At 41.8% G+C, this 23,818-nt stretch carries 18 protein-coding genes; 8 read left to right on the top strand and 10 right to left on the bottom strand.

The features are described from left to right. Nucleotides 1–63 precede the first annotated feature (63 nt). Nucleotides 64–1,209 (bottom strand): AI-2E family transporter, encoded by a 1,146-nt coding sequence (locus Q9G97_RS01765; protein WP_305899489.1) that lies wholly within the window; start codon nt 1,207–1,209, stop codon nt 64–66. Nucleotides 1,210–1,781: 572 nt separating this feature from the next. On the opposite strand from Q9G97_RS01765, the gene Q9G97_RS01760 reads away from it, so the two are divergent. Together Q9G97_RS01760 and Q9G97_RS01755 are read left to right on the top strand one after the other, a co-directional pair. Then, complete coding sequence (locus tag Q9G97_RS01760; RefSeq protein WP_305899488.1) at nt 1,782–3,455, top strand: NAD+ synthase; 1,674 nt, start codon at nt 1,782–1,784, stop codon at nt 3,453–3,455. Between the two features lie 150 nt (nt 3,456–3,605). Next, on the top strand, nt 3,606–4,880 hold the full coding sequence (locus Q9G97_RS01755; protein ID WP_305899487.1) for a hemolysin family protein: 1,275 nt from the start codon (nt 3,606–3,608) through the stop codon (nt 4,878–4,880). Nucleotides 4,881–4,916: 36 nt separating this feature from the next. Here Q9G97_RS01755 and Q9G97_RS01750 read toward each other — a convergent pair whose 3' ends face one another. Further along, nucleotides 4,917–5,687 (bottom strand): YggS family pyridoxal phosphate-dependent enzyme, encoded by a 771-nt coding sequence (locus Q9G97_RS01750; protein ID WP_371747919.1) that lies wholly within the window; start codon nt 5,685–5,687, stop codon nt 4,917–4,919. Between the two features lie 241 nt (nt 5,688–5,928). Here Q9G97_RS01750 and Q9G97_RS01745 point away from each other — a divergent pair, with 241 nt between their 5' ends. Then, a complete protein-coding gene (locus Q9G97_RS01745) occupies nt 5,929–6,966 on the top strand; it encodes a type IV pilus twitching motility protein PilT (RefSeq protein WP_305900247.1) in 1,038 nt (345 codons plus the stop codon). A 90-nt stretch (nt 6,967–7,056) separates the two neighbouring features. Further along, nucleotides 7,057–8,184, top strand: a complete 1,128-nt coding sequence (locus Q9G97_RS01740) for a PilT/PilU family type 4a pilus ATPase (protein WP_305899485.1) — start codon at nt 7,057–7,059, stop codon at nt 8,182–8,184. Between the two features lie 431 nt (nt 8,185–8,615). On the opposite strand, the gene fur is transcribed toward Q9G97_RS01740, so the two are convergent. Then, the gene (gene fur / locus Q9G97_RS01735; protein ID WP_305899484.1) at nt 8,616–9,047 is read right to left on the bottom strand and encodes a ferric iron uptake transcriptional regulator; all 432 of its coding nucleotides are present in this window, start codon (nt 9,045–9,047) and stop codon (nt 8,616–8,618) included. Between the two features lie 362 nt (nt 9,048–9,409). Here fur and Q9G97_RS01730 point away from each other — a divergent pair, with 362 nt between their 5' ends. After that, on the top strand, nt 9,410–9,823 hold the full coding sequence (locus Q9G97_RS01730; RefSeq protein WP_305899483.1) for an outer membrane protein assembly factor BamE: 414 nt from the start codon (nt 9,410–9,412) through the stop codon (nt 9,821–9,823). Nucleotides 9,824–9,862: 39 nt separating this feature from the next. Here Q9G97_RS01730 and Q9G97_RS01725 read toward each other — a convergent pair whose 3' ends face one another. The 4 genes from Q9G97_RS01725 to Q9G97_RS01710 form a co-directional block, all read right to left on the bottom strand. Beyond that, nucleotides 9,863–10,210, bottom strand: coding sequence for an RnfH family protein (locus tag Q9G97_RS01725; protein WP_201571356.1), 348 nt, complete (start codon nt 10,208–10,210; stop codon nt 9,863–9,865). Next, complete coding sequence (locus Q9G97_RS01720) at nt 10,210–11,340, bottom strand: hypothetical protein (protein WP_305899482.1); 1,131 nt, start codon at nt 11,338–11,340, stop codon at nt 10,210–10,212. The genes Q9G97_RS01725 and Q9G97_RS01720 overlap by 1 nt, the downstream gene beginning before the upstream one ends. Nucleotides 11,341–11,539: 199 nt before the next feature. Then, nucleotides 11,540–12,208 (bottom strand): cytochrome c, encoded by a 669-nt coding sequence (locus Q9G97_RS01715; RefSeq protein ID WP_201571354.1) that lies wholly within the window; start codon nt 12,206–12,208, stop codon nt 11,540–11,542. A gap of 295 nt (nt 12,209–12,503) precedes the next feature. Next, entirely contained in the window at nt 12,504–12,839 is a 336-nt protein-coding gene (locus tag Q9G97_RS01710; RefSeq protein WP_201571353.1) for a c-type cytochrome, read from the bottom strand. Between the two features lie 326 nt (nt 12,840–13,165). Between Q9G97_RS01710 and yihA the strand changes: the two genes are divergently transcribed. Beyond that, a complete protein-coding gene (yihA, locus tag Q9G97_RS01705) occupies nt 13,166–13,933 on the top strand; it encodes a ribosome biogenesis GTP-binding protein YihA/YsxC (RefSeq protein ID WP_201571352.1) in 768 nt (255 codons plus the stop codon). A gap of 136 nt (nt 13,934–14,069) precedes the next feature. Here the strand turns inward: yihA and Q9G97_RS01700 are convergent, their stop codons facing one another. Both Q9G97_RS01700 and Q9G97_RS01695 read right to left on the bottom strand, forming a co-directional pair. Continuing rightward, nucleotides 14,070–14,744 carry an HAD-IA family hydrolase gene (locus Q9G97_RS01700; RefSeq protein WP_305900246.1) on the bottom strand — a complete coding sequence of 225 codons (675 nt, stop codon included), beginning with the start codon at nt 14,742–14,744 and terminating at the stop codon, nt 14,070–14,072. Between the two features lie 196 nt (nt 14,745–14,940). Further along, nucleotides 14,941–15,951, bottom strand: coding sequence for an RluA family pseudouridine synthase (locus tag Q9G97_RS01695; protein ID WP_201571351.1), 1,011 nt, complete (start codon nt 15,949–15,951; stop codon nt 14,941–14,943). A 1,347-nt stretch (nt 15,952–17,298) separates the two neighbouring features. Between Q9G97_RS01695 and Q9G97_RS01690 the strand changes: the two genes are divergently transcribed. Further along, entirely contained in the window at nt 17,299–21,351 is a 4,053-nt protein-coding gene (locus Q9G97_RS01690) for an Rne/Rng family ribonuclease (protein WP_305899481.1), read from the top strand. Between the two features lie 143 nt (nt 21,352–21,494). Here Q9G97_RS01690 and Q9G97_RS01685 read toward each other — a convergent pair whose 3' ends face one another. Continuing rightward, nucleotides 21,495–22,427: a DUF808 domain-containing protein gene (locus Q9G97_RS01685; RefSeq protein WP_305899480.1), complete on the bottom strand. Its 933-nt coding sequence runs from the start codon at nt 22,425–22,427 to the stop codon at nt 21,495–21,497. Nucleotides 22,428–22,912: 485 nt separating this feature from the next. Here Q9G97_RS01685 and Q9G97_RS01680 point away from each other — a divergent pair, with 485 nt between their 5' ends. After that, complete coding sequence (locus Q9G97_RS01680) at nt 22,913–23,767, top strand: DsbC family protein (RefSeq protein ID WP_305899479.1); 855 nt, start codon at nt 22,913–22,915, stop codon at nt 23,765–23,767. Nucleotides 23,768–23,818: the final 51 nt, after the last annotated feature.

The following is a 23,818-nucleotide window of genomic DNA, read 5'->3' as shown; positions in this document are numbered from 1 at the left end:
GAATTACAATTAAAATACTTAAGAATAAGTGCTGCAAAAATTGTATTTTAAGGCTTTTTATTATTATTGGCTCACATCGTCTTCAACGGATTTATCAAAATTTAATAGCATCTGATTATCAATGACTGGCGGTTGCTTAGACTCAAAAATATCGCCTTTATGCTGAGTGATCCATTCACGCCAAACCGCCAGACCGATTGCCAATACGACAGGGCCAATAAATAAGCCCACAAACCCAAAGGCAGTTAATCCGCCTAATACGCCAATAAAAATAATAATAAATGGGATTTTGGTGGCGCCGCTAATAACGATAGGACGGATCAAATTATCGACCCAGCTAATGACCAAGATACCCCATAATGCTAGACCAACTCCTTCTACAGTCTGACCTTGGCTCAATAACCAAATCGATACTGCACCCCATGCGAACGGAGTACCAAAGGGGATCAGCGCTACCACAAAAGTTATGAGCGTCATTAAGATAGGACTAGGTGCTCCAGAGAAATAGTATCCGATGCCAGCTAATATGGCCTGCGCCAATGCCGTCAGTCCAATGCCGTAGACCACAGCGCGCGTCGTCGTTCCTACTGAATCGATATAACCATCGATACGATTACCGATAATATTGCGTAGCGCTTGACGAATCTGTTTGATTAAGCTGATGCCATCGCGATAGAAAAAATATAGCGTCATCAAGGCCATGCCGAGTTTAGCCAAGCTGCTTAGCACTACATCAAGCGCGACTTTACCATAGTAAAGATGCGACTGGATCCAAGCGCGAAAAGCATCTAATGTACCCTCAGGATTCTTATTTATTCTCCATAAGGCATCCTGAATCTGCTGGCCTATAATTGGCAAGCCTTTTATCGATTCAGGCACATCTAGATAGCCAACCTTTACGCGATAGATAAGATTGCTATAAAGACTCAGTGCTTCTTGCTGCAAGATAAACACGCCGACCACTAAGGGAACACCGATCATAAGGCTGATACTAACGGTCATAATCCCCGCACTAAAGCTGGGACTTAGCTCTACTTTTTCATGGAAAAAATTATAAATAGGAAAAGTAACATAAGCTAAAATCGCCGCCCAAAGTGCAGGTACAATAAAAAACTGTACCACTTGAAAGCAGAGTATAAACAACATCACTAACAAAGTAATCGCTAGCAGTCGCTGAATGACGACCTCTTTTGTCCAGTTTTCAATCATAGTTTATGAGCCAATAACGTACAATGAGAGCCAAATAAGATGCTACCACTTTAGATATAAATAGGAATATAGAATAATCTTATAAATCATACCTTGTTAACACCCCAAAAGCTTGTGTTTTCAAGCGCTCATTATGCAACAGCCTAGTATAAAGATATAACACTATGTTGTAATTTTTACTTACAATTTTATGTGTGAGACTTAGTTTGCGCTTGTGAAGTGCTATCAAAACAGGCGGGCATTTTCTTGTGCTATATTAGCAATAATACCCGCTCATTTAATCGGCTAAAATACCATAGCGTTCTCTTAGCCTAGATAATTGGTGTTATACTAAAGGTATTATTTTCTACACTTTAATTGTATTAAGTCTATTTTTAGACTTTTATTTTGCATTATTGGTCATCAACTGTTTAATTAGTGTGACTGTTGTTTAACTTATTTTAATTATAATACGCTCTAAAACTATTTATTTTATTGCTTACCTGCCTATTATGGGTTTAGTCATTCACTTGAAAATTAAATAAATAATAATCCACTACATTTTAAATATCATATTGATAGGAAAAATAACAATGTCAAAAGACAGTACTCAATCTAATACAACAACCGATAACCCTGCTTCTAATACCATCACTTTTGCTCTAGCTCAGTCACACTTTTTGGTTGGTGATATTAGCGCCAACGCTGAAAAGATGCGTACGTTAGCTATTGAAGCGCGCACTCAAGGCGCTGATGTCATTGTATTTCCAGAGCTTTCCCTTTTAGGCTACCCTCCGCAAGATTTGTTGTTACGCCCTAATCTCTCAGGTCGTATCAAAGCTGCTTTGGCAAATCTGAGTGATATCGAAGATATTGTCATGATCGTCGGCTATCCACACGTTGATCATCACGGCACTTTTAATTCAGCCGCCATCTTGCATAATGGTCATCAAAAAGGCTTTTATCATAAGCAGTTTCTGCCTAATTACGGGGTGTTTGATGAGCGCCGCTATTTTGATAAAGGTCGCAATCAAGTACTGTTTGACTATAAGGGCGTTACCATAGGTCTGCTTATTTGCGAAGATCTTTGGGAGAAAAATCTGATCACTGAGCTCAAAGAGCAAGGCGCAGATTTGGTTATTAGTCTAAATGCCTCACCGTTTGAGCGAGACAAGCAAGAGATGCGCAAAACTATGCTGACTAAGCGTAGTAGTGAAAACAAACTACCGATTCTCTATGTTAATGCCGTTGGCGGTCAAGACGACTTAGTATTTGACGGTGGCTCAATGGCGGTACAAGCTGATGGAGTGATTGCTCATGAAGCCTCACGCTTTATGAGTCAGCTGTTGCTGACCACTTTGGATGTGGCGACGACGACTTTTGATACGCAAGCCAAAGCGCCATTATCATTAAGCCGTGAGTCTGAGATGTATCAAGCTTTAGTTGTAGGCTTGCGTGATTATGTCAATCATTCAGGCTTTACTGGGGTGATTATCGGTCTATCAGGTGGTATAGACTCTGCTTTGACGCTTTGTATCGCTGTTGATGCTTTGGGTGCGGATAAAGTCTATGCGGTGATGATGCCTTATGAATACACTTCAAAAATCAGCTTAGAGGATGCGCAAGCGCAAGCGCGCCGCTTAAACGTATCTTATACGGTTTGTCCGATATTTGATGCCGTTGAAGGTATTCGCCATACCCTTGCGCCATTATTTAATAAATCACCTGCGGACACAACAGAAGAGAATATCCAAGCGCGTGCTCGTGGCGTTATCTTGATGGCCTTGTCGAATAAATTTGGCCATTTAGTGATTACTACGGGTAATAAATCAGAGCTAGCAGTAGGCTATTCAACCTTGTACGGTGATATGGCAGGTGGTTTTGATGTGTTAAAAGACGTTTATAAAACGCAAGTCTACGACTTAGCCAGCTATCGTAATCGTTTAGAGGATACGCCCGTCATTCCTGAGCGTGTTATCACTCGCCCACCATCAGCTGAGCTACGTGCTGATCAAACCGATCAGGATAGCCTACCTGATTATGAGATTTTAGATGGTATTTTGAGCTTGTATATCGATGAGGATATGGGCTATCAAGATATAATTGACAAAGGCTTTGAGGCCGAACTGGTTGCCAAAACTATTGCTATGGTCAATAACAGCGAGTTTAAGCGTGTGCAATCCCCAATCGGTACCAAAATCAGTCATAAAGCCTTTGGCCGTGAGCGTCGCTATCCACTTGTCAATAAGTGGTCGTTAAAGGACTAATTGAACTAACGAAAACTAATCGTATAACTATCAGCTGGGTGCTTGCCCAGCTTTTTTAGTTTTTGTCTTTTATTATTTGATCCTACTCTTTTTCAGTGGTTTTATTCTCTAAATCTCACCTTTATTTTATCCCATTTATACGAGTATTTCATGAGCTTGCTAGCAGCTAGTGTGTTTCTTTTATTACTAATCGCGTTAAGTGCGCTAGTCTCTAGTGCTGAGATAGCCATTGCTGCTGCTCGTAGGATCAAGCTACAAGTACTAGCAAAAGAAGGTGATATCCGTGCGCTTGTTGTTCTAAATATGCAAGAGCATCCTGGTAATTTTATTACCTTAGTCCAAGTCGTTCTGAATGCTGTCGCTATCTCAGCCGGTGCTGTAGGTGAGTCAGCTCTTAGCCCCTATTTGCAGCGTCTCTTCCATAATGAAGCACTATCCTCCGTCATATCATTCGTGCTAGTTACCAGTATATTTTCTTTGTTTGCTGATCTGATACCCAGACGCTTAGCTATGTCAGACACTGAAAATATTGCTATAAAATTAGTAAGACCAATGCTATTTTTGATATTTATTCTAAAGCCCATTATTTGGGTATTCGATAGCGCTGCAAATTTGATATTTAAACTGGCAGGCATCTCAACCGTACGTAAAGATGAGATGACCTCTGAGGATATTTATGCGGTGATGGATGCTGGCGCAGAAGCAGGCGTTATCAAGCACCAAGAGCATCACTTGATCGAAAACATATTTGAGATGCAAGAGCGTACAGTGACCTCGGTCATGAATCCGCGCGAGCATGTGGTCTATTTTGATAGCCAAGCCAGCACAGAGCAAATAGTCGCAGTCATGATCAAGCAGCCACATAATAAGTTTTTGGTCTGCATAGATGATGATTTAGAGCATATCATCGGCTATGTCGAGTCACGTAGCTTCTTGGCCTCAGTGCTTGAGCAGCAGCAAGTATGTTTGACGGATAAAGCTCTGCTAAAGCCCGCGTTATTTATCCCAGACACGCTCTCCTTATTTGAAGTGCTTGAAACCTTTAAATCAACAGGCGCTGACTTTGCAGTCATCGTTAACGAGTATGCCTTGGTGGTCGGTGTGATTACTTTGAGGGATGTGATGAGTATCGTTATGGGCGAGCTGGTGACTTTAGAGGAGCAGCCTATTGTACAGCGTACTGATAACTCTTGGCTGATCGATGGTATGACGCCTATTGAAGACGTCATTCGCGCTTTGGGTATGGGCGAGCTACCGCATAGTCAAAACTACGAGACTATCAGTGGCTTTATGATGTATATGTTGCGCAAAATCCCTAAAAAGACCGATAGCATTGAGTATACTAATTATCGGTTTGAGATTCTGGCTACCGAAAATTTAAAGATCAACCAATTACTGGTGACTAAATTTGAAGAAGAAAATTAGCATAAGTTAATTTGTAGAATATAACTCGGTTGTTGGTTAATCACGCGCCCCAAATATCGCCGTACCCACTCGCACCATAGTCGAGCCATTATCGATAGCTTCACTCATATCACTACTCATGCCCATGCTCAGGGTATCCCATCCTGTAAGCTCAGGATGATCCTGTTTTATATCAGCAAATAATCGCTGAGTCCGCGCAAATGCATCAGTATCAGATTTGGCAGGAATGATCATAAGTCCGCGCAGTTGCAAGCGCTCATAACCCTTAATAGTCTCAATCAATTTAGGTAATTCTGCTGGAAGACATCCTGATTTGCTATCCTCGTCATTAATATTGAGCTGAATAAGTACGTTCAATGGTGGCATATCATCAGGGCGCTGATTGTTTAAGCGCTTGGCGATAATATCGCGCTCCAGGGTCTGCACCCAATCAAAATGCTCTGCTATATCGCGGGTTTTATTACGCTGAATACTACCGATGTAATGCCAGACAATAGCACTCATCTCAGGATCGGCCTGTAAAGTTGTGATCTTTTCAATCGCCTCTTGTAGGTAGTTCTCACCAAACTCGTGCTGGCCTTGCTTGACAAGTGTCGCAATCATTTTGGCAGGCTTAGTTTTGGACACCGCTAGCAAGGTCACTTTAGCCGCCGCTTTGCTATGCTGTTGCTCAGCGGTTTGCTTGTGCACTTGTGCTACTTGCTCGCTAACTTTTTGCCAGTTATCGATCAAGGCAGCTTGATCAATGTTTTCATTATTAGCATTATCAATGTTGGCATTTTTATTGTCTGGCAGCTTTCCGATCATATCATTACTCATAAAAGCCTCACGTTTTAGTTGTACGTTTAAAAGGGTCATTAAAATTAATTAAGGTTGTTATTATAGGGTCACATGATTTAATCTATACTGTTAACAGAGTATTGGCTCATTGCCTGTAGCAAAATAGGGTAACATAGAATTTTTGTAGTCTAGATGAATAACTATTATAGGTATGTGAGTATATTTTATTTACTATTAGGAATAGACAATGAAGTCTGAGAAAAGCACGTTGAGTATTGAAGATTTATTACGCTTTACGGTGAAGCATAACGCATCAGATTTGCATATCTCCGCAGGAATGCCCGCTATTATTCGCGTTGACGGTGAGATGACTCGTATCAACATGCCCGTGATGAGCCATCAGACCGTTCATCAGCTGATCTACGATATCATGAATGACAAGCAGCGCGCAGATTTTGAAGAGTTTTTTGAGACGGATTTTTCATTTGAGATTCCAAACTTAGCCCGTTTTCGAGTGAATGCTTTTAATCAAAATCGTGGTGCTGGGGCAGTTTTTCGGACTATTCCCTCTAAAGTGCTCACTATGGAGGACTTAGGCATGGGCGAAGTGTTTAAGCGCGTCTCTGACTTCAAACGCGGCGTGGTATTAGTCACAGGCCCTACTGGTTCGGGTAAGTCCACTACCCTAGCGGCTATGGTGGATTATATTAACGAGACTCGTAAAGAGCATATTTTGACTATCGAAGACCCTATTGAATTCGTTCACGAATCCAAAAAGAGTTTGATTAATCAGCGTGAAGTGCACCGTGATACTCTAGGTTTTGAGCCTGCTCTGCGCTCAGCATTACGTGAGGATCCAGACGTGATCTTAGTCGGCGAATTACGTGATCTTGAGACCATTCGTTTGGCTCTGACCGCTGCTGAAACAGGACACTTAGTATTTGGCACTTTGCACACCAGCTCAGCGGCCAAAACGATTGACCGAGTCATTGATGTTTTTCCAGCCTCTGAGAAGTCTATGATTCGCGCTATGCTATCAGAATCACTGCAAGCCGTCATTTCACAAACCTTATTACCCCGTAAGACAGGTGGCCGAGTGGCTGCGCATGAGATCATGTTAGGCACGCCCGCCATTCGTAATTTGATCCGCGAAAATAAAGTGGCACAGATGTATTCATCGATACAGACTGGTGCAGGTGAAGGGATGATTACTTTAGATCAGTCGCTCAAGAATCTAATAACTAAAGGCACTATTAGTAAGGAAGTTGCTAGACCTTATGCCAAGCAACCAGATGCCTTTTTATAAGTAAAATTATTATAAGTTAAGTTGATGGACGTTTGATATTCAATATCACTAAGTACTTACCCTTACTCTTTATTTATATGTGACTCTATTATGGACTTCGATAAGTTATTACAGTTAATGATCAAAAAAAATGGCTCTGACTTATTTATCACAGCTGACGTCGCGCCTTCAATGAAAATGAACGGGGTTATCCATCCCGTGGGTAAAACGCCATTGACTATCAAGCAAGTCGATACTTTGGTAAAAGGGGTGATGACGCCTGCGCAACGAAAAGAATTCTCTGAGACTAATGAATGTCAGTTCGCCATCACTGATAGTGCTGAATTAGCCCGTTTTCGCGTTAGCGCCTTTGTGCAACGCGATATGCCAGGAATGGTCCTACGTAAAATTGAGAATAAAATTCCGACTGTTGATGAGCTGCAATTACCACCTCTATTAAAAGAGCTGGCTATGAAAAACCGTGGCATCATCCTATTAGTTGGCGCGACTGGTACAGGTAAGTCGACTACCCTTGCTGCTATGGTTGGGCATCGCAATCAAAACTCGCATGGTCATATTATTACTATTGAAGATCCAATAGAGTTTATCCATCAGCATCAAGGCTGCATTATCACCCAGCGCGAAGTGGGTATCGATACCTTATCGTTTGAGTCTGGCCTCAAAAATACCCTTCGCCAAGCACCAAATGTTATTTTGATTGGTGAAATTCGTAATCGTGAAGTGATGAACTACGCTATTCAATATGCTGAGACCGGCCATTTAGTTTTTGCAACTTTACACGCCAATAATGCCAACCAAGCTATTGACCGTATCATTCACTTTTTTGAAGCCGATCGTCATAGCCAGCTATTCATGGATTTATCGCTAAACCTGCAAGCTATCATTGCTCAGCAGCTTATCCCTACCCCTGATGGTAAAGGGCGTCGCGCCGCTATTGAGATTTTATTAAACTCACAACTGATCAGTGACTATATCCGTAAAGGTGAGGTGCATGAGATCAAAGAGGTAATGAAGCGCTCACGGAACAACGGCATGCAGACCTTTGATCAGGCACTGTTTGATTTATATGAAAATAATGAAGTCACTTATGAAGATGCCATGATATATGCAGACTCCCCTAATGATTTGCGCCTGCAAATCAAGCTAAACAGTAAGCATAGCAGTAGTGCTCAGGATCAAGATCAAGACTTGGATAACCTATCCTTAGACACTTTTTAATTGTTGAGTAGAAATTGTCAATTAAAAGCTATCGATTAGAATAAGTCGTTCAAATTTGCAAAACCTTATTTAAGATCACAAAGTTTAAAGTCACAAAAAAGCCTTCGTTATGAAGGCTTAATGGTTAATGGCATCTCGAATTAAAATCATAAAGACTAGGGTCTGTTGAACATTCGATCTTGGCACTGACAGAGACTATTTTTTAGGCAATTCTAGATTAAAAATATCTAGTTTAGTCATTCTAAGCGGATCTTTTTAATGACGAATCGGCAAAAAAGAGTCCTGTCCTTGCAGGCTGATGCTAAAATTGTTCTATTCGTTATAAAAATCTAGCCAATGCACTAAGCATTACCTGCGATTTTTACTTAGACTAGAACTATTTTAGCTATCAGCAGTGCTCATTTATGAATGTTCAACAGACCCTAATCATTCTATTTAGCGCTATCTTGACACTCTTTATTATTACAGATGCCATATAGCACTAACGAGTGTCCCGAGAGCTTAAAGCCATGCTCTTTTGCAACGGCAAGCTGTTCAAGCTCAATAGTAGCATTGTGAAACTCAATAATTTTGCCACAGATATCACAGACTAAATGATCATGATGCTCTTCTTGGGTAATCTCAAATACGGATAGATTATTTTCAAAATTATGACGCTCAACGATGCCTGCTTGCTCAAACTGGGTCAGTACTCGATATACGGTCGCTAGACCAACATCTTCACCTTGTTCAATGAGGGCTTTGTACACTTCCTCCGCGCTCATGTGATGAAGCTCTGCACTCTCTAACAGCTCCAGAATCTTGACTCGTGGCAAGGTCACTTTGAGTCCCGCTTTACGCAAATCTTGATTAGTAAAAGACATAATGTTCCCTTTGACTATTAAAGTCCAAATAAGTAAAAATTAAAATATAAGTAGTTCATAGTGGTTATTTTAAGAAGCTATTTATTTAATAATAAAGCAATTATTATAGTAATCATACTAGCTCGGCGGTATTTAGCAAGCACAGAGTTTTAGTCTACAGACTACAAACGCTCTAAGCTGCACAGCTTAGAGCGTTACAGACATCTGCTCTATCGCTATCGCTATCCTATAAGGTTTATGAAATTAGGTTTATGAAATAATGTCGTAAGTGATAGGCAATTGCAAGTAAATGACGTATCATTTGTCCAAGATTGCTGGTATGCGTTGTTATACTGACGTTTAGCCCAGCCTAACCCATTTTTATGAGTCATCTTATCATGATAAATTCATTAGCTATTTTTTCTAATCGTACTCTACGCAAGCTTGTCCTTGCCATCGGTCTGGGTGCTACACTTACCTTATCAGGTTGTTCGCTATTTAGTGTTTATAAGATTGATTTACCACAAGGTACACCAATCACTCAGACTCAAGCCCAGTCGCTAAAGCTTGGCATGAGCCAAAATCAAGTATTGTACATACTAGGTAGCCCTGCTATTAGGGACACTTTAGCCCCTAATCGCTGGGATTATGTCTATGATTTTCAGGCAGGTACTGAGGGCAGTCGTAAAGGGATTGCTGATGTAAGAGACGCCAGTCAGCATTTAATAATCTATTTTGACGCCAACAGCTTAGTGAGTCGTATTGAAGGTATCGAAACCTTACCTCAGGCTAAATAAATAGCCGCTAAAAGGTTATTTATATAAGAATTTAAGCTTTTAACTTCTAGATCTACTTTTGCGCTGAGACATAGGATCAGCGCTCAAGCTACGATACACCTCAATACGGTCAAAGGGCTGAAGCTGATAGCTAAGTGGCTGCTTTTGCGCAAAGATGCCGACATGCCACAGCTTAGCTGTAGGCACTTTGATATCTATAGCTTGCTGACACCATAACGCTAAATCTGTAAATTGACTCAGCCATCCCGCCTGCTCCAGAGCTTCATATATTGTGCTGCCCTTGATCACTTGCAGTGCCTGATAATGCTGCTCAGTTGCCGTCTTAGCATAAGCTAAATGCACCGTTATCGACTGCTTTGCTCTGCTATCGCTATGATCTGTACTCATCAGCTCAACCACTGTAATATCCAGCCTAATAAAGCTAATACCAATGCTAACGGTACGATGATACGAATCGCTATCCGCCACACATTATAAAAACCTTCACTGGCAAAGTTTAATGATTTGCGCAAATGACTTATTTTCATTTGCCATCCAACAAATATGGATAATAGCAGAACCGCGATACTGCTAATAATGACTAGCACACCAACCAGCCAAGCGGTTGGTACTGCTATTACTAGTAGCACTCCCAAAACTAAAGTCAATGCTAGGCTGATTAACACGCCGAACTTATGCGCTAACTGCTGCGCAGCATAATGCAATAAATAACTCACGACAAACAGCACGCCTACTGAATATAATATCTGAGCGACAGGTGGTAGATTCAAACCACTTATGAATAAAGCTATCACCCCAACGACTAACTGTAATAGCCAGACAGGCAGTACTAATCTAGAAGCACGATAGATCGCAGCTGCTCGTGGCTGACGGTTAGTTTCGGTGTTGTTAGCAACGGTCAACGTCTGATTATAGTTTAAGTGCTGAGCGAACCAATATAAGCCTGTACCAGCGCCAACACTGACCAAGGCCAAAGCAACAGCTCGCGCCCATTCGCTCAAGCTGACATCAGTCATCGTAAAACTAATTTGCGGTAGCCCACTAGTAACCCCTAGCACCAACCCAATCACCATAAGTCCTAAACCAATCGGTAAGGGCGCAGCACCAAGTAAGCTGAGTAGCACCGCAATTACCATCAAGCCTGCGGCAATAGCAAATAGCGGAATATCAGCTGCGCCATTTAGCTCAGTCAGTGCTGATAATAGACTACTACTAGCTGCCGATAGACTCAAAGCGGCAATCGCTATCGCAACTACGGCTGCCAGCCAGCCAAAGCTGCGCCATAGGGAGCTGGCATCCGCTTCGCGGGTGAGCTTTTGCATACCTGCTAGTGGCGATTCAGTACTGCGATAAGCTAAAGCAATCTCAGCATAAACGACTGGCAATGCTACGACGACCATCGCCAGTAACCACAATAGCCAAAAGTCAATCTCGCTAATGGATGAGCTGACAAAAAAGCGAAACAGTAATAAAGGCAATAATGCTGCCATAAAATAAGAAGCATAGCGGATCATCATAATCTCAATCCAAACGATCTAAAGTTAAAAGGTAATCAATTATACAGACCACTAATACGCGGCTATAGATAGATTTTATGAAAGCTAATAGTAAGCTGTAAAAAAACCCCGAGAACGGGGCTTTTAAAACGTAACGATAACGACTGGCTAAGCATCAATTCAAAAAATTAATTCTAATGATGTTCACTAATGATTAATATTAGTGAATGGCACTAACATAATCTGACAAAATACGAATATCGCGATCTGATAGTTTTGAGGCTACCATTTGCATCATGCCCATATCGCCTTCTTTGGCCGCATCGTTATAACGTTTTTGATCATCACCTGTGACATCGTCTTCACGGCCAGCTGCGCGGAACAGCTTGAGCTGAGTGGCGATATACTGAGCATGCTGACCACCTAAACGTGGAAATGCTGCCCACGTATTACCAGCAGCATCTGGACCGTGACAGCCTGCACAGCCAATAACACCACGCGACTTGTCACCACCTAAGAAGATCTTAGTCGCCTCGGCAGTCGTAGCGGGATTACCGAAACCAACTCCCCAAGGCGCTTGTTCAGCGTAGTAGCCCGCTACATCAGCAAGCTGTTGCTGTGATAGATTAGCGACTTGTGATTGCATAATACCATTAACGCGGTAGCCTGATTTAAAATTGACTAATTGCTTATACAGATATTTCGGATTTTGACCGCCTAGATTAGGCTGAGAGGGCACTACACTTACCCCATTAACACCGTGACAGGCCGCACATTGTGCTTCGACGATTTTTTTACCAGCATTAGCGTCATATTCAGGAACGGTGATAGCAGCTTGTACGCTGAAACTTGCAACACATAAGCTGGCGGCAGCGATTAACTTTTTCATTGATATGAATCCTACTAACTCGACGTAAGTATTATTTAGAATGGTTGCGTTAATAAAAGCCAAGATACACCATATCCTAGATAAACTGTAACTAGGTACATTATAAACTACCTTACTATTCGGTAAGACAGCTAAGTATGACAAGCCTTAATTCGAAACCGTTTGCAAGTACTTACTGACATCGGGGTTTATTTGCAATTATTATAGCAAGACTTCACGCTATTTGCTTACTTAATCTTAACATCTGTAGTTTTGCTAACCATAAATTATAGCGTTTGATAACCGTAAATACTGCCTATTTACTCATGTACTTTATAAGTTCACGATAATCCTCATCGCTACAGTTATTGCACAAGCCACCAGCAGGCATCTGAATCATACCGTTTTTGACCGATTTTACTAGCGCTGGCATACCTTTAGATTCTATTAGTTGCTGCCATTTGGCACTATCGCCTTTTTTGATAGCGTTTAAAGCACCGCTATCATGACAAGCACCGCAGGAGTCACTATAAGTCGTTGCAATATCAGCAGCAGACACAGTTGTCATCATAGCAGCACTGCCTATAATAGTGATAAAGACAGGTATTAATAGGCGCTTAATTTTAGCCAATAATTGAGTCATAATGTGCATGATATCTCTCCTTAGATCCGCTATAGACTTTATTTGTAGTCTATAGCTGCTCTTTGTCAAACTTTCCAACCTAGCCTATATTGTAACAAATTATGTAAGGAAAATCCTGCAAAGCTTCATCAATAACTTTAGGAAAGCTTAAGCACTATCAGCAACTTTCTTTGAGCCTTGTTTGAATTTAGTGTTATTCTATATATGATGGCAATAGTGCTATTTTCAATAGAGATTATAGGTAATGCTATTAAATAGTGTCCACACTAATTAGTCACTTAAGCAATTAGTCACTTGATTTTAAATATTAAATATTAAATATTAATGAGCTCCTTATGAGTACCCCGTATAATGATGTTGCTGCTGAACATGCGGCTTTTAATACTAAAGCCCGTCAGCGAATTCAACAAACTGAGTTTATGACCTCAGCTCCTACTTTTCGTCTTTGCCCACCAGATGCTGGGTTTGAGGTTGCTTTTGCTGGACGCTCAAATGCTGGCAAATCATCTGCCATCAATGCGCTGACCAATCAGCGGCAGCTGGCACGCTCATCCAAGACCCCTGGGCGCACGCAAATGATTAACTTTTTTAGTATTGGTGATACCGATAGACGACTCGTGGACTTGCCAGGTTACGGCTATGCAGCAGTGCCATTAGAGATGAAAAAGGAATGGCAAGTTGAGCTTGAGGAATATCTAGTAGCGCGTTCAAGCTTAGCAGGTTTAGTGCTACTAACAGACATCCGTCATCCTATAAAGTTCTACGATGAGCAGATGCTACATTGGGCCAATGAGGGTAACCTTCCTGTCCATATTCTACTCACCAAAGCTGATAAGATGAAATATGGTGCCTCCAAGAATGCACTGCTTAATACCCGCAAGCATCTCAAAAAGCTCGGGCTAAACTGCACTATTCAACTGTTTTCAGCGCTTAGAAAAGAGGGGTTAGACGAATTGGCTGGCGTGATGGGCAATTGGTATGACTATAAGCTAGATGATGAAAAAGTATCCGCAGCAGGTTTTAATGAGCAGACTGATCTAGCGTCACTGAATGCTGAGTTAGACGCTGCTAACTTAGCTGCTGAACCTGAAAGTGATAAATAAGCTTTTATTTTAAAGCTTACAATGAGTTCATAATAGATACGAAAAAAGGGGTTATCACTAACAATGATAACCCCTTTTTATTGTTTTTATAAGTACTTACATGCAGTATTCATTTACAGTACTCATCTGCCAAGCGCTAGACAGTCAATAAGTTGGCCAAAGCTTGTGGTGTTGCGACCTGATAAGTTGGCCGCTGAGCAGCAAGCTCTGCGCTAGATGCCGTACCGTAGTCGACAGCTATGCTAGTCATGCCTATCTGATTTGCCATTTGAATGTCATAGATACTATCGCCAACATATACCGCCTCAGCGACTTGCTTATCCACTGCTAGTAAAACCTCAATCAGCATTTTTGGATCAGGCTTAGAGGCAGACTCATCAGCACAGCGTGTACTGACAAAATAATCATGGCTATTAGAAGCCGTTAGTACTCTTTCTAAACCGCGGCGTTTTTTACCAGTTGCTACTGCAAGCTGTTTACCTTGCTGTTGTAATTTTTGCAGCATGATCTCAATATCAGGGAAAAAGGGCGTACGGTAACTGTTAGCAATATAATAATCGCTATAACTTTTTTGAATAGCTAGCCTTTGCTTGACAGTCGCATTTGGATATAAAATATCGATACCTACATCTAAGCTTAACCCTATAATATCTTTGATGTGTTTGTCAGTAGTAGAGAAGCTATGCGCCTCTCCGGCACTATGCATGGCCTCAACGATCAAGCCTATTGAATCCATTAATGTGCCATCCCAGTCAAAGATGATCAGCTTTTTACTCGCTAAACAATCAGTTGCTGATTGTAGTGTTGTCATAGAGACGCCAATAGCAGGTAGTGGACGTTTGGCATGCGCTTCACTCATAAACAAACCTTATGAACGCTGAAATAAAGATAGTATCAGTAAATAAAATAATATCAGTAAATAACATAATATCAGTAAGTAGGAATAAGACTGAACATAAAGCCAAGCTATTAGCTTGGCTTTATGTTTTACCGAATAGTGACTAAGCCTATTTAGGCAGATCAGTACCTTCTGGCAGTAAGGCGACGATATCTTCAGGTAGTGGTGCGGTAATCGTCTTATAACCTGGAATATCTAAGCGCCAAGCATGCAGGCACAAGCGATGTACGCCTGACTTATCATGGACGTTATACTTGTCATCGCCTAAGATGGCATGACCAATATGCGCTAAATGCACACGGATCTGATGGGTACGTCCCGTCAACGGCTTAGCTTCTATTAGGCTAATAGACTGATTATTGTGCATAAAGCGGCTATGCACAATGATATCCGTTTGGCTCTCTTTGGTTTGCGGGTCTTGCGCATCTACTTTTACTCGGCGCTCACCACTAGCTAGCGTATAGCGCAGTAATGCCGCGTCAATACGTTGCTCATTCAGTATTGGCTGCCCTTTAGCTAGGCACAAATAATGTTTTTGAATGGTTTTATCGACGAGATGCTGTTGCAACGTCTTAAGCGCTGAGCGCTTTTTGGAGATCATCAGCAGCCCTGAGGTATCTTTATCAATACGATGCACTAGCTCCAGATATTTTTTTCCAGTGACTTCGCGCATGGCTTCAATCACTCCAAAATCTAGTCCACTACCGCCATGTACAGCTATACCTGAGGGTTTATTCAGCACCATCATACCTTCATCTTCGTAGACTACGCGTGCTAGCAAGCTTTTGGCAAACTCAGTACTGATAATAGGCTTCTCACGAGTAGCCAGTACCACAGGCGCGATACGCACTACATCCTCACGCTGCACTCTATCGTGTGGCTTACAGCGCTTATTATTGACGCGTACCTCATCGGAGCGGATCATCTTGTAGATATGAGGCTTAGGCAAGCCTTTGAGACGATTCAGCAAAAAATTATCTAGGCGCTGATCGTGTTGATGGCGTGTAACCTCTAGATAATTCACCTTTTCAAAGTTGCTGATCTCGTCGTCAGCGCTTTGTGGGCGAGTTTTACTATTGAAGATAGCAGGGGCTTCGTGAACGGGTGCGTCATTAGTCATTTTGGAGTTTGTCATTTTTAGTTAGGGATTTGCTTAAAGATTTGCTATAGTTTAGCATGTTGAATGCCAATTGAGCAGAGCTTGCAATAATAATCATCGTGAATCATTCATTGTGAATTATTGTGCTAAGAGATTGCTATTGATTTTTTAGCTGGGTAGTCTTCGCAGCTAAATAGTCTGATGCTAAGTTCATGATACCAAGTTTATGGTATCAAAACTTTATGGTATCAAAACCTCATTGATGTCTTTGCTGATTTTGTATGCTTCATCTGATTTTTAGGGCGAGGATCTTACTGATATGTAGATCATGCCTAATTAAATTTTTGTTAACTGTTTAGCAAAACCAGTATTTTGATAGCTTTTTGTACTAATGGCTTTTTTATTAGCATTATTTTTGACAACAAACGTTTTTATAGCAGTGCTTATATAACCATGCTTTGATAAATCAGGCCAATAGCCTTACTTATTGAGCAAAATTTTACTCCATTTACTCACTAAACGTATGACCACGACTTGATTTGCAGATTTTACAACTTGATTTGCAGCTTTGATGGATATGTGCAGTTGAGCAAGGAATGATAGATTAAAGTTAGGATTTTTCTACTGCCTAAATATCGGCGGCCAAACAGATAATAATAGTTAAACTCTTATTTTATAAGCTCTTACAAAGCTAGTACTTTAAGCGCTTATAACTAAGCTCTTGTAAAAGATTATCTCGTTTGCCAAGTGCGCCCCGTTGACTATTTACATAGCGAGACCTTAGCCGATAATCCTTTATTATTTTGTAATATAGAATGACCAATTAATAGAATGACTAAATTTTAGTCTCGAATCACAATAAGCTTACGACTTATAGCGGATGACAGGCTATTGATAATATAGTGAAAGATCGTGTCAGTAGATAAGTTTATCTTGAATATAATGACTTACTAATGTCAGTGACGTGACTTTGAAATATAACCTGAGAAGGTAGATGCTGACAGTCTTACACGCTGTCTAATTAATTTAAGTATCTAAATAGCTAAATACAGTGCTTCATAGTGCGGTCAAATAGCTAAAATAGGTTTAAATTATAATCATCTTTATTTTAGGATAACGCTTTGGTTTAGCAGAATAGCTGAACTCGTAGGTATCTAAACGCTTGAGCTTATAGCCGAACTTTAGAGTGAATAGTATCAGTTTTACAGACCTGTATTTGACCGAGCTTTGTTTGACTGACCTATTTAAGTTATTTATTCATTTGATCGCTTCTTATTATATTGATATTGAATATCTATTAATATTATTCTTGCTCCTGTTCTTGAACAAAAGCCTTGTCGTTGCTCTGCGTACTCATAGGAAACTATTATGAAACGCATTTTAATCAACGCTACTCAAAACGAAGAGATCCGTGTTGCCCTTTGTACGGGTAATCATCTCTATGATTTTGATCTAGAAAACCGTACTCGCGAACAAAAAAAATCCAATATCTATAAAGGCCATGTCACCCGTGTCGAGCCTTCTTTAGAGGCGGTATTCGTCGAATATGGCTCACAGCGTCAAGGCTTTTTGCCGATTCGTGAAATATCAAGCGAATATCTAAGTGGCAATCCACGCGATGAAAACATCAAAAAGCTGATCAAAGAAGGCGATGAGCTGATCGTGCAAGTCGAAAAAGAGGAGCGCGGTAATAAAGGCGCTGCCCTATCGACCTATGTGTCATTAGCGGGACGTTATTTAGTACTGATGCCGAACAACCCACGCGGTGGCGGTATCTCTCGCCAAATCTCAGGCAAGTTACGCGAAGATATGAAGCGGATGCTGAGCAATCTTGATCTGGCCAAAGGTATGAGCGTCATTATACGTACTGCGGGCATCGGCAAAACGCAAGAAGACTTACAGCATGATCTCAATCATCTGCTTAATATCTGGCAAGCTATTCAAGAGCAAAATCAAAAGTACCCTTCTCCGCGTCTAGTGCATCAAGAAGCTGGTGTGGTTACTCGTGCGGTGCGTGATTATCTGCGTGATGATATCGCTGAGATTTGGATCGATAACGAAAACGCTTACATCGAAGCGGCAGGTTTTATAGATGCTGTTATGCCAAAACAAGCAGAAAAATTACGCAAATATACCGACTATGAGCCGATGTTCTCGCGCTTTAACATCGAAAAACAAATCGAGACTGCTTATCAGCGTGAAGTTCGTCTGCCATCAGGTGGCTCTATTGTCATTGACCAGACCGAAGCCTTAGTCTCAATCGATATCAACTCAGCCAAATCGACTAAAGGCTCAGATGTTGCTGAAACTGCTTATCATACTAATCTAGAAGCGGCTGATGAGATCGCGCGCCAGCTACGTTTGCGTGATATGGGCGGTTTAATTGTCATTGATTTTATTGATATGAATGACAATAAGCATCAAAAGGAAGTCGAAAAAAGGCTGATTGATGCCACTAAATATGACCGTGCTCGCGTACAGTTCGGCGATATCTCCAAGTTCGGTCTGATGGAAATGAGTCGTCAGCGTTTGCGTCCGTCGTTAGAAGAGTCTACAGGCTATATCTGTCCGCGCTGTCATGGCAATGGTATGATTCGTGATCTGCGCTCGCTCTCATTATCAATTATGCGCCAAATTGAACAGATTGCTCTCAAAGAGCGTCAAGGTGAAGTACAAGCAGAAGTACCTACTGATATCGCCGCCTTTTTGCTAAATGAAAAGCGCGACAGCTTAGTTTATCTTGAGCAAGATAGTGGTACTCGTATTACTATCCTACCGCATGCTCATCTAGAGTCGCCGAACTTTAAATTGCACTTTAACCGTGATGGCTTTGCGCCATCAAGCTATGAGCGTATTACTGATACTGCCCAAGAGCACAGCGATTTGGGCTATGATGTTGACTGGCAGACCGCTGATTCAGCGCGTCCTGAACAGCAGCCTACGCGCCAGCCACTAAAGGCTATTGCAGATAAAAGCGCGCGCTCAAGCAATCAGCAAGATAATAATAGAAATAACAGTCAAAATACCAATACAGTGACTCATAGCAATGAGCATCGTAACAATAATAGCACTAACAATAACAAGGCTGTGGCCAATCAGGCTCAATCGAATGTCGCTAACAGTGTTCGACAAAGTAACGTTCAACAAAGCAGTACTCAACAAAACAATGCTACACAAAATCAGGCTACACAAAACAATACGCAGCCACCAGCTGTTACTGCTAAGCCGCAAGCCGTCGCTTGGTTGTCCAATCTGTTTGCTCAAGCGCCACAAGCCCAAACAGCACACAGTGTCAGTAGTACGGACGCCGCTAAAGCTATCGAAACACTAGTGAATACTGGGGCGACCAGCTTAGGCTCGTTTGGTCAGGTAGATAGCAGTGTTTTAGCTAACGCTCAAAGCTCATCTACCCAACAAAGTGATAGACAAAATCAGCAGCGTGATGAGCAAACTTCAGATAATCAAAACAATCGTCAGCAAAATAATCGCCATAACGATAATGATGACGAGAGTAATGATGACAAAAGAAGACGTAAGGCACGTAAGTCAAGATCATCAAAGCCGCGCCAAAGAAGAGAGCAGCGTGACGATAATGAGACACAAGACAATCGTAGCACTAGTAATAACGTAGACAATAACGATGCCAACACTAGTGACGCGACGAATGTCAAATCTGATGATCGCAATACACGTAGCAATGAGCCGCGTAATGACAATAGACGCCAAAATGAGCGCAGTCGCAATAGTCGTCAAGACAGCACTCAAAATGATAGCAGTAACGATGCTAGTAAAGACCCTAGCACAGCTGATGAGCAAGCACGTAGCAAGCGTAAGCCGCATAGCAAACGTAGCTCACGTGGAACGCTTGAGCGTAATGAGACCTTAACTGGCTCAAACAGTGATAGCCCTACTGATAATAATGCTAAGCAAAACGGTCAACAAGCCGCTAGCAGTAACAACCGAGCTGATGCCCGTAGCAATCAGAACCCTAATGAAGTTGTTCTACAAATCAATGAGGCGCCAGCAAAACTTAAGTCGCATGAGATCGTGCATTTATCTTTAGATGATAGTAAAGCGGCTAAAGTAGAGCAGAAAACGACTGAGTCTGAAACTGTAAAAGCTGAAAAGGTAGCTGAATTACCTAAAGACAGTGCTGCTAAAGACAATGCCGCTAAAGACAGTGCTGCTAATATCGCGACTGAGACAAGCTCTGCGAGCCAGAGCCAGTCGCAGCCTGCACCCTCGGAGCAACAGGTTGCTGATAATAGTAAAGAGACTGTCAATGAAGCTGTAGTGCCTGCAACTGATACTGATACTGTCGATACAGTTAAAGATGTCGTTAGTGAAGTTGCTAATACTGCCACCAAAGCTCAAACGACAGACAAAGATCAGGCGACAGAAACTGTGCCAGCGAATCAATCAGCACAGTCGCTGACTCCTGAAAAGCTGTTTGCTGAGCGTTACATTACTGCCGCTAAGTTCGGTCAAGCCAGCAACGATCCGCGTGTGGTTCGGGCGCAGCAAGTACAGTCGTCAGAAACGCAGCTACCTGCAACTGAGCAAACATCAGTCAAAGCACCTGCTATACGTGGTACGGTTGGTGAATTTATTCATTCAACCTTAGCCAAAGCACAGGCGCGTCTAGAAGAGGACGGTGTGATCAATTGCTTTATCGCGGCGATTGCTGAGCACAACTCACCAGCGAAGCCTGCAATGAATGCTGCGACTGCTGATAGTGACAATTCTGGCGCTAGCTTTGACTTTAGTAATTATGGCTATCAGCCTCTGAGCGCTGATTACCTAAGTCGCTTTAAGACAATGACGGCAGCAGTGAGTCAGTTTGCAGCGGATCAAGGTAAGACGTCAGTAGCGCCAAGCACTATCACTCAACGCGCTAGCAATGATCCGCGTGGTCAGCATCCAAGCTTTGTAGCACAGACCTCAGAGGTGTCACCACAAGAGAGTGCTGCAACGGATAATACTCAAAAGGACAGTGCCGATAGTATCGATGGTAGTGCCGATGACGTAGATGCGCACAACGTTGCTGCAACCGCGTTAACTAGTGCTATGCAAGCGGACGATGTCAGTGCTGAAAGCGAGCAGCTGTTAGAGGCTGATGCAAGCTTGAAAGCCAAAAGTGCCGAGCTATCAGGTGAGGGCTCTTTACACGCTGAGGGCTCTTCACTAGAATCAGAGGCATTAGCAAAAGACGACAGTCAAGGTAATAAGTCGAAAACCACTATTGCCAGCTATAAGAACATGATTGAGAATGTCGCTGAGCAGCTATTACCACAGACTGGCATGTTCAGTTTGACGACTGCAAAAGTGCCAAAGGCTCGCAGTCGTAAGCCAAAGACTGAGCATAAAAAGCCGACGCAGGCTGAAAAGGTAGAGACGGATGATACAGATACTGATAGCTAACCATTAAGAGTAGTTACTAGTAACACTAGTGTTAGTACGCAAGTAAAAGCCCCGAAACTATTTGTTTCGGGGCTTTTTTATACTTTGTAAATTCAATTGCTGTAATGCTATAAACACAATGCTATAGGATTACCGTTATAATCTTAATGCGCTGCAGATTCGTCGCCGCGCATTTTGCCAACGATAGTAAAGAGAGCGACAACGATAGCACCGATAACAAAACCGACGACACCATTTAATAAGGCATTAGTCAGTCCCTCAAAGACTCCTGTTAGATGCGCAATATCTTCTACACTGTGATATAAAAAGCCAATACCATGGACGATAATACCGCCACCGACTAAGAACATAGCGATAGTGCCTGCAATAGATAAGAACTTCATCAATTTAGGAGCCGCTGATAACATAAACTCACCTAACTTACGCTTACTATCACCAACAGCCGAATCATTGATCAAATGCAGACCCGCATCGTCAATCTTTACAATACCAGCGACTAGACCATAAATACCAACCGTCACTACAACAGACACGATAGATAATACGATAGCTTTTTGTAAAATATCGCCACCAGCTGCGGTAACTGCTCCTAAAGAGATGACTATAATCTCAGCGGATAAAATAAAATCAGTACGAATAGCTCCTTTTATTTTATCTTTCTCAAAAGCCACCAGATCGATACTTTCATCAGCATTGGCTTTTAGGCGAGCGTTCTGTTCTTCATCATGTGGCAAGAGAGTAGGCCAAAACTTGTGAATAACCTTTTCAGCACCCTCATAACTCAGATAGAGACCACCTATCATTAGTAGTGGCGTAATCAGCCAAGGTATGAAGTAACTGATCAATAATGCTGCGGGTACTAAGATCAGCTTATTGACAAAGGAGCCTTTAGCGACTGCCCAAATCACAGGCAGCTCACGATTTGGTTTGACACCAGTCACTTGCTCAGCATTCAATGCCAAGTCATCACCTACCAAAGCCGCTGTCTTTTTGGCTGCAATCTTGGTCATAACACCGACATCATCCATCAAAATACTGATGTCATCGAGCAAGAGTAATAAACTACCACCTGCCATATCTATTCCTTAACATTATTAAATTTATAGTGGTTTTATGGTTATGTATACTAATAACATAACTTACGCGCTCTACGATTAATCATAGCCTACTTGGAGATTGGCTTAGAATAAATAGTAACAATGTATTTTTTTAATGACGATTTTAAATTTTAGCTATTAATAGCGTATCTCTATAAACTACTTTATTGAATCAGCATCTATCTCTAAGTAGTTGTAACTGCTATTTCCAAGTAGTTATGACTGCTAATATGCTTTTGACTGTCATTTTGAAAAATATGTTAATATACAAAGCCTTATTATTTCAAAGCTATTTTAAAGCTTTTACTCCCTAAACGTGTATTTGCGCTCTTGTTTTTGCTTTATTAATAGACCCTTAGTACTCATTATTCAGTATTTGTCACTTAGTACTTATCAATAGAATCTATTAATGGCATTTATCACTATTTATCAGTATCTAGGCGCTTAGCCTACAGGAAAATTTTATGTCCTTATTTTTATCTGCTAAAGCTGCCACTACTCCTCGCAAGCTTACCCGTAATAGACTCGGTACTGTGATGAGTAGTTTATTGATCATTGCAGCGGTCGGCTGCTCAGATAAATCTGCTGATGCAACGACTAATAGCGCTAGCAGTATAGGGGGTGCTCAAAGCATCAAAGCTGACAGCGTAGCAAAAGCCAGTGATCCTGCGGTTGTAAAGTCATTGCAAGCCAATCTGCAAGCTTCGGGTATCGAAGAGACCATCCTTTCAGCCACCCCTACCGATATGGAAGGTATTTATTGGGTGACGGGTGAGGGTCTGCCGCCGTTTTTTGCAGATAAAGCAGGTAAGCATATTATTCAAGGTCAGATCATCGCAGTTGGTGAACCGACACCTATTGATATCAGCGCCGCTTTTATGGCAGATAGCGCTCAACAAGCGCTAGAAACCGTCGATAAAAAAGACATGATTATTTATCCGGCTGTAGGTGAAACCAAATCTGTATTATATGCCTTTACGGATGCAGACTGTGGTTACTGCCGTAAGATGCATGAAGAGATGGCTGATATCAATGCTCTGGGCATCGAAGTGCGTTATCTAGCTTGGCCACGCAGTCAAGAGAGCGTGCCTAAGATGGAGGCCATTTGGTGCAGTGAAGATCGCATGGCAGCTATGAATCAGGCCAAAATGGGCGCTGATGTGCAAGGCCCAAGCTGCGCTAATCCTGTACAGCAACAAGTAGAGCTCGGCGCAGCGCTCGGTGTACGTGGTACGCCTGCTGTCTTTACTCAAGCGGGTGAGCAAATCGGTGGTTATCTACCTGCTGCGCAATTGGCTGCGGCAGTCGGTATTAACTGATCATTATCTGTATTAGTTGATTACTACTAAGAGCCGATTACTACTAAAGTA

The sequence above is a fragment of the Psychrobacter sp. M13 genome, from assembly GCF_030718935.1.
Taxonomy (GTDB): domain Bacteria; phylum Pseudomonadota; class Gammaproteobacteria; order Pseudomonadales; family Moraxellaceae; genus Psychrobacter; species Psychrobacter immobilis_G.
This window is presented reverse-complemented; position numbering and strand designations above follow the sequence as displayed.

What these genes read in the sequence shown, in the direction of transcription:
- Q9G97_RS01680 (WP_305899479.1), top strand. Translation starts at nt 22,913, where the DNA reads ATGTCCTTATTTTTATCTGCTAAAGCTGCCACTACTCCTCGCAAGCTT.
- Q9G97_RS01700 (WP_305900246.1), bottom strand. Translation starts at nt 14,744, where the DNA reads ATGACAACACTACAATCAGCAACTGATTGTTTAGCGAGTAAAAAGCTG.
- Q9G97_RS01760 (WP_305899488.1), top strand. Translation starts at nt 1,782, where the DNA reads ATGTCAAAAGACAGTACTCAATCTAATACAACAACCGATAACCCTGCT.
- Q9G97_RS01715 (WP_201571354.1), bottom strand. Translation starts at nt 12,208, where the DNA reads ATGAAAAAGTTAATCGCTGCCGCCAGCTTATGTGTTGCAAGTTTCAGC.
- Q9G97_RS01720 (WP_305899482.1), bottom strand. Translation starts at nt 11,340, where the DNA reads ATGATGATCCGCTATGCTTCTTATTTTATGGCAGCATTATTGCCTTTA.
- Q9G97_RS01710 (WP_201571353.1), bottom strand. Translation starts at nt 12,839, where the DNA reads ATGCACATTATGACTCAATTATTGGCTAAAATTAAGCGCCTATTAATA.
- fur (WP_305899484.1), bottom strand. Translation starts at nt 9,047, where the DNA reads ATGTCTTTTACTAATCAAGATTTGCGTAAAGCGGGACTCAAAGTGACC.
- Q9G97_RS01695 (WP_201571351.1), bottom strand. Translation starts at nt 15,951, where the DNA reads ATGACTAATGACGCACCCGTTCACGAAGCCCCTGCTATCTTCAATAGT.
- Q9G97_RS01690 (WP_305899481.1), top strand. Translation starts at nt 17,299, where the DNA reads ATGAAACGCATTTTAATCAACGCTACTCAAAACGAAGAGATCCGTGTT.
- Q9G97_RS01750 (WP_371747919.1), bottom strand. Translation starts at nt 5,687, where the DNA reads ATGATCGGAAAGCTGCCAGACAATAAAAATGCCAACATTGATAATGCT.
- Q9G97_RS01755 (WP_305899487.1), top strand. Translation starts at nt 3,606, where the DNA reads ATGAGCTTGCTAGCAGCTAGTGTGTTTCTTTTATTACTAATCGCGTTA.
- Q9G97_RS01725 (WP_201571356.1), bottom strand. Translation starts at nt 10,210, where the DNA reads ATGAGTACAGATCATAGCGATAGCAGAGCAAAGCAGTCGATAACGGTG.
- Q9G97_RS01685 (WP_305899480.1), bottom strand. Translation starts at nt 22,427, where the DNA reads ATGGCAGGTGGTAGTTTATTACTCTTGCTCGATGACATCAGTATTTTG.
- yihA (WP_201571352.1), top strand. Translation starts at nt 13,166, where the DNA reads ATGAGTACCCCGTATAATGATGTTGCTGCTGAACATGCGGCTTTTAAT.
- Q9G97_RS01740 (WP_305899485.1), top strand. Translation starts at nt 7,057, where the DNA reads ATGGACTTCGATAAGTTATTACAGTTAATGATCAAAAAAAATGGCTCT.
- Q9G97_RS01765 (WP_305899489.1), bottom strand. Translation starts at nt 1,209, where the DNA reads ATGATTGAAAACTGGACAAAAGAGGTCGTCATTCAGCGACTGCTAGCG.
- Q9G97_RS01730 (WP_305899483.1), top strand. Translation starts at nt 9,410, where the DNA reads ATGAGTCATCTTATCATGATAAATTCATTAGCTATTTTTTCTAATCGT.